1 protein-coding gene is annotated in these 238 nt (G+C 60.9%); it reads right to left on the reverse strand.

What is annotated here, in order from left to right; translation table 11 throughout:
• Positions 1–238: PAS domain-containing protein (locus tag AB4Y44_RS42980; protein ID WP_368702864.1), on the reverse strand; the 238-nt coding region annotated here is incomplete at both ends.

Here is a 238-nt window from a genome sequence, read left to right on the forward strand (position 1 = left end):
GCGCTTCGATGCTTTGCCCGATCAACTCGTTGCGCGGGTAGCCAAAGAGCTTCTCCGTTTGCGCGTTCACGAGAACGATCCGGCCATCGTGGTCCACCATCACCATCGCGTTAGGCGCCGCTTCCACGACCTGCCGGAAACGTTCCTCCTGCCTCCTGCGCTCGGTGATGTCGACGACGGCCGCGAGGACGAACGTGCCTTCGTCGGTTGAGACTGGATTGAGTCCTATTTCAACGGG

This window comes from Paraburkholderia sp. BR10937 (genome assembly GCF_040965695.1).
In the GTDB taxonomy this organism is placed as follows: domain Bacteria; phylum Pseudomonadota; class Gammaproteobacteria; order Burkholderiales; family Burkholderiaceae; genus Paraburkholderia.